Annotated in this window: 5 protein-coding genes; 1 reads left to right on the top strand and 4 read right to left on the bottom strand. The window is 38.8% G+C overall.

The annotated features are described in order from the left end of the window. Positions 1–244 (bottom strand): transposase (locus AACU59_RS02575; protein ID WP_141195588.1); only part of this gene is annotated, 244 nt, incomplete at its 3' end. Between the two features lie 202 nt (positions 245–446). On the opposite strand from AACU59_RS02575, the gene AACU59_RS02570 reads away from it, so the two are divergent. Beyond that, positions 447–1,391, top strand: coding sequence for a hypothetical protein (locus AACU59_RS02570; protein ID WP_161437799.1), 945 nt, complete (start codon positions 447–449; stop codon positions 1,389–1,391). A 66-nt stretch (positions 1,392–1,457) separates the two neighbouring features. Here AACU59_RS02570 and AACU59_RS02565 read toward each other — a convergent pair whose 3' ends face one another. The 3 genes from AACU59_RS02565 to AACU59_RS02555 all read right to left on the bottom strand — a co-directional run bounded on the left by AACU59_RS02565 (position 1,458) and on the right by AACU59_RS02555 (position 6,054). Beyond that, a complete protein-coding gene (locus tag AACU59_RS02565) occupies positions 1,458–2,126 on the bottom strand; it encodes a restriction endonuclease subunit S (protein ID WP_161437798.1) in 669 nt (222 codons plus the stop codon). Between the two features lie 65 nt (positions 2,127–2,191). Next, positions 2,192–3,631 (bottom strand): HsdM family class I SAM-dependent methyltransferase, encoded by a 1,440-nt coding sequence (locus tag AACU59_RS02560; protein WP_161437797.1) that lies wholly within the window; start codon positions 3,629–3,631, stop codon positions 2,192–2,194. A 179-nt stretch (positions 3,632–3,810) separates the two neighbouring features. Continuing rightward, positions 3,811–6,054: a DNA polymerase gene (locus AACU59_RS02555; RefSeq protein ID WP_237666644.1), complete on the bottom strand. Its 2,244-nt coding sequence runs from the start codon at positions 6,052–6,054 to the stop codon at positions 3,811–3,813. Positions 6,055–6,201 lie beyond the last annotated feature (147 nt).

Here is a 6,201-nt window from a genome sequence, read left to right as displayed (position 1 = left end):
CAATTTCTAGCTCTTCAGCTTGCTCAGCCAACTGCCTTTTGAGCTTGGCAACCTCTGCGGTTAGCTCTTGCTCTCGCTGACTAGTACTGGTGTCTTTCTTCGAGTTCTTCCGCCACCCGTAGATTTGAGATTCGTGTAAAGAAAGCTGTCTTGCTGTCGCAGCTACTCCCACTTTATCTGCTAACTTCAGGGCTTCTGCTTTAAATTCAGGGGAATGTTTAATTCTAGTTTTCTTAGTTGTCATTGTTCACCTCGTTAGTGATTGTACTCACTTAACTCAGTGTCCAAAACTGCTGGGGCGGATCATAGTCGTCGCACTACACTCCTATCATTATCGAGGTTTGAAATTTTACAGCACCGTCCCCAACAAAATAAATAAGCTAATGATTTTTAATTCAAATATCGGTAGATTTAGAGGTAAGAACGTTATCGATATGGAACTCATTATGATCGAAAATCAAGTCTATCAAATTCTTTTAGAGTGTAACGAGAATGCTGTAATTAAATGTAATCAGTATTTGCAAAATGTAATGCAAACCAGAGGCGGTAGGATAGGTAGTGGTATGGGTAGTGTCTTAGAGACACTCTGGGGCTACAACATGAATGCCACTCTCAGAGAAAGAGGGAATACCGATATTGAAGTTGCATGGTTCCCTGACCATCAATATAACGACTTCGCCGTAGTTGGAAAAAATAACCATTGGAATCCGACGACCCTTGAAGGTGAATACTTTCGGTTAGAAGCCAAATCAATGCAAGTGGGTGAGAATGTTGATGAACCAAAAGCTCACTTCAATGTACTCCGTCATGAAATTGGTCAACATGATGCCATTTTGCTACTAGTTTGGAAGTGGACTCGTCTGGATCAATATAGAGTATATCCAGAAATAGTAGGGACCTATTTGAATCGAGCCCAGTCTCTAGCTTACCTCAGAGATGAATTACATAAGCTACGAGGGGGGCGTTTTATCAACTCAGGTGAGTGTCCAGATTGTGGGTATGAAAACTGCCAACATGTGGGAGAGCCATTAAATGCAGCTGGTAGAAGAGAACGTATCAGTGGACCTCCAAGCCTCAGAGTTTCTCTTAGCACGTCACATGCTGCAAACTTCGGAGGAATGTTACGTATGTTAAAAGCATCCTCTATGCCTCAAAAAATTGCAACTAGAGAAATAATTAGACAAGACCAGGAATTCATAGATTACCTAGACTTTATTCATACACATTTCCCGAATGAAGAGAAAAATTTTTATAGCATAAACGAGTGGCGTCAAGTATTAATAAATCTTGGCATAGATGCTTCACAGAACAACCTCAATAACGTAAACGATATACATTCATTCCTTCGTTCACATGTCAGAAGAGAATGTTATAAACATTTACTGCTATAACTTAACAAGCTTATTAATTAAGATGCACCCGCAAATCATTAACATGTTTTTGCGGGTGTTCATGATTTAAACCTCTAAATCAGGTAATGGATTATTCCATATATTTTCATTAAAATTGATCATATCAATTTTTAGTTCGCCATTTCCAGATAAAAAGTTCATTATTTCACTCCTACATTCTTCAACCAATCTAGAAGCTTTATTCTTGTAGACCTCTCTTTCAAATTTTGACTCCATATAAAATTTAGCAATAGCACTTTGAGTTTCTAAAGGAGGAACAGGAATATCTAGATCTAAGAACTCATTAATGGATACTCTAGGAAGAGTAGCCCCACTGACTAAGCTCACAACTTTATTCTTTATATAGTCAGAAGACAAAATTGCCTCTAAATATTTTGGCAATATTTTATCGCTCGATACTAAAACGAAAAACTCTGTAGAACACACACCTTCTACTAAAGTATCATCTATGCAATAGACTTTATTCAAGTTCGGTCTTAGACGACCAAAAAGAACATCTCCGCATCTAAAAACCTTACTCCTAGACTTAATTTCACTGCCTAGTCTCGGTTCGAAATCAACCAAACAACCTTTGTTTGGTTCAATATTTTCCAGACCAACATAATTAAACTTATGAGAAGGGTACCTTTTACTTTCAATACCTAACTTCCTCTCCTTAACCAAATTTTTCAACTTGATTAAATTGAACTCAGAATTAAATTCACTAGAGTCCATATTAAAATATATTGCGTCCCATCGGTTTGAATCTAAGAAGCAAGAATAATCCAACTCTCTGAAAATCATAAATTAAGCCCTTGATTAAGTTTAAACTTCTTGAACTCATGAATTATAGCCTGAATATCACTACCCTTTCTCTCTCTCCCTGACGCGTCATAACCTATATTTTCAGATACAGCCATAAATACTTTTTCATTATGAGATTTACTATTCGGTTCGGTCTTTGTTGCGATTAGAACAGATGTTTTTACGCTAGCACCAAAGGGGGAAAACGTTTCAATAGGCAAACTAATAACAGCATCAACGCTAAGGTTAACTTTAATCCACTCTCTAACGTAATGGTTTGACTTGTTCGTTAAAATACTATCTGGGATTACTATTCCCAATCTACCACCTATCTTTAAAAGCTCAACTGATCTTTCCATTCCTATAATTTCAAGTGGTACATTTTTCTTCCCATCTAACAAGTCAAATTTTGAAAGATTTAACAATGATTCTGAAGATAGTAAAGAACCAAAAGGAGGGTTTGTCATTACAATATCAAAGCATCCTTCTAGATTATCCTTATAATTATCAAAATCTAGTAAAGAGTCTGCGTGAAGAATGACACCACTAGAACCTGTACTAAACATAAAATCAGTCATAGCAACCCTAAATATTCTAGAGTTTTTTTCTATTCCATAAATATTATTTTCAATATATGAAGTATTGAATATCATATTTAGATACTTGGCGCTCTCTAATAAGAAGTGTCCAGAACCACAAAAAGGATCAATAATTAACTCATTTTCTTTAGGATCTATACAACCAACAACAAGTTCAATTATTTCTTGTGGGGTAAAGTACTGCCCCATGCCAGCTCGCAATGATGAAGATATTAGCTTTTGAAACATTCTTCCTTTTAGATCAAATGGAAGAGATGAAAAATTGACACTTTCTAATCTTGAACTTAACTCAAAAACACAAGATGGTGAAAGTGAAATTCCTTCAGTTGAATCTAAAGCAAACCCATCACAGGCTTTAATGTAAGCATCTGTGATTATAGAGTACCACTCAAATTTATTTACACCCTCTATTGAAAAACATTTATTATTTTTCTCGAAATAAATTTTAGTGAAAATCAATTTACATAATTCATCTAAAACCACATCAGAGTGAGCACCATCCAAATCTCTAATAACACTATGAAGTTCAAAAAGAAAAGCTTCAAAATTATCACTATTTACATCTTTATTTTTCCGTGACTTATATACTTGAAGATCATCATATATTGGACTTATTTTATTATCACCAACAAAATAAATACTATTTTCTTCATCTTTGATTGATACAATTGATACTGATGGATACTGTGTTTTTATTTCCCTAACTTCACCTAAATTTGGAGTATCGCTTAAAATGATAGCAAATACTACGTCATACTTTGTTTTCACTCCAACTACACTATTATTCTCAAATACTTTGGTATGAGTTCCTAGGGCAATTTTATTCAATGCATCCATGATAACGCCTTTTTTTAAAAAGATAGATAGACAATACCACTCTGGCGAAAACAAAACAAGACCGCCTGTCACTTTTTTGAGCGACAGGCGGTCTTGTTTTTGTTATTTACTTAAGTAACCTTAATGTTAACGGCAAGTATAATACTCATAATTAATAAAAAACTGGAAGATACCGCATACTAAGCAACAAGTTTTTCAGTACATTTCAGGTTGTACTCTTCTAGCATCAATACCGCTTCATCAACCTCGTCAGGGTGGAACGCCAAGGTCAAATCCACCATCGGATACTTACGAACAAACCAAGACAATAATGGCAGCATACGAGTCGTAATGGGTAACGCTGATTCAAGCAACTTACGTCCCTTGCTGTTCGCTAAGTCTTGCTTGGTGATACCCTCGATACCATCAGTATCAAACATCGCCACCAACTTGTCATAGTGACCACGGGGAGCGCGTTGTGGCGCTTCTGGCAGCCCCCATTTTCCCTGGGTGATAGCACGTAACATCTGCACTTTGAAAATACCCTCTGAGCCATCCTCAAGATACTTAACGCCAGCACCCTTGAGGTAACGGCGAACCTTGTAGAAGTCCATCCAATTGTCCCAATCTTCCATTGTCTTAAGGCAGTTGTTTACACGCCACTCGTCGAAGTAAGTACGAGCATCTAAACCCTCATCAACGGTATTCCATGGAACCGTATCGAACGATAAATGCTCTACCATTTCACCGCTAGCAGGATGACGAACTTCCACCATACGAGGGTTTACAGGACGACGTTTAAAGTCATATTCGAGGTTAAGTGTCTGTTCGGTATGGATGGAGACAAGATCCATCTCTTTTAACCATTGGTCACGCGCTGATGCTAAGTGTTTACGTGCAACCTTCTGACCAGGATAACGCTCTAAGAACAACTCGACCATCCACTCATTTTCATCAACGCCTTTCGGTGCTTTTGTCCCTGCTTTAGCACATATTGGTTTTGTATCACCCAGTTCAGCAGTCAATTGTCCACGAGTCCTCATAGAGATAATCTGTTTAGCATGGTGCTTTAGTTGCATCATGTCTTCGCCACTAACTTCAGTACAGATTTGTTGGAAGCGTTGTGCTAATGGACCGTCTAAGCATTGCTCTAATTGCTCTTCTGTAGCATTGCAAAGCCAGCCGTCGGTAGTCGCTGAAATTATCTTGATGTCATCGCCGTAACGCTCATTGAGCTTACGTATAACTTCTAACATGGTTGCGCGAACAAAACCCGTGGCATGAGAAGCTGCGTGTGCATTAGTCACTGGTGAATACGGAATTTTACTACTTAAACCTGAGGCTAAATCGAAACCCGATTTATCACGCAAGCCTTGTCCAACCTTACCGTAAAGAGTGTTACCAATGAGTTTCCAAAGCTTCTCGTACAGCTCATTACCCTCTTCTTTATACTTGGTTCGTTGCTTGCGTATGGTCTTGGTGAATTCTTTAAACTTAGATGTAGAGCCTTTTTTCCACGGAATCACCTGACCATGGAGTATCTCGATCTCTACGCCAGCATCATGAGCTAATTGTAGTTCCGGCGCTGTTACGTACGTTTCACCTTCAAGTGGATAGTAAATCCCTCGAAGTGAAGTGCGGCAAGGCAAAAGTCCAAAATTTTCCTTGTCATCATGCTTGAAGCGAACATAAGCAAAGCCCATCTTATGACCGAGATAATCTTCGATATTCTTAGACTCAAACGAATTCAAATAGTCTGCTTCGAGAATATCGACGAGAGCCGTGGTGTAAGCTCCGGAAAGGTCGAAATCGTTGTAATCACCGACCTCCGTGGGACCAAAGTACGCGCCAAAATTAGCGCCACCATAAAATGCGGACACAGCTAGTGCATCGGTATATTCACGGCTCACAGTCTTTGTCAGTTCTACGGAATTGCGGATAGAATTACTTTTAGCATGGTAGTACTGATTCTTGCGCTTCTCATATCCTAAGAACTGATGCATCTCAGCAGCACCACCACATGAATCTCGGAACAACGACACCCCCAAGTTACCTAACGTCGAAGGCAGGCTATTCAGCTCCAGACCAATATCTTCACGAAGATCAACCAACGCGAATTTCTGCATCCGTAAACCATATTCCAAAGCAAGACAAGAATCGCGAATAGCGTACCGATTAAACAGACTAGTATCCTTACAATACAGGTCATCCATTCGCTCTATCATGTTGCCCGGTAGCGTCATCTTAGGAAAACCAACCAACTCACCGATCTCATCAAGCGACGCCTTGCTACTCAGCAACATGGTATCTACGAAGCGAACTTTGGTTTCGAAAGCGTTATTTGATGAAGAGTAGAACTTGGTGTTTTCTATTTTGTACTTACTGCGACCGATTGAGTCCAGATCGATACCGTAAGCACCACGACCTGAAGTTTGTAGTGGCATAGTGAATTTGGTCACTTAGTTAGAGGTGATATCATCACCTCATAAGTTAACAGGTGACATTATGACAAAACGTACAAGACGACTATTTAGCGCAGAATTTAAGTTAGAAGCAGCGCAGCTAGTCTTAGACCAAAATTACTCAGTGAC

This window comes from Vibrio sp. V23_P3S9T160, assembly GCF_963886625.1.
Lineage (GTDB): Bacteria > Pseudomonadota > Gammaproteobacteria > Enterobacterales > Vibrionaceae > Vibrio > Vibrio anguillarum.
This window is presented reverse-complemented; position numbering and strand designations above follow the sequence as displayed.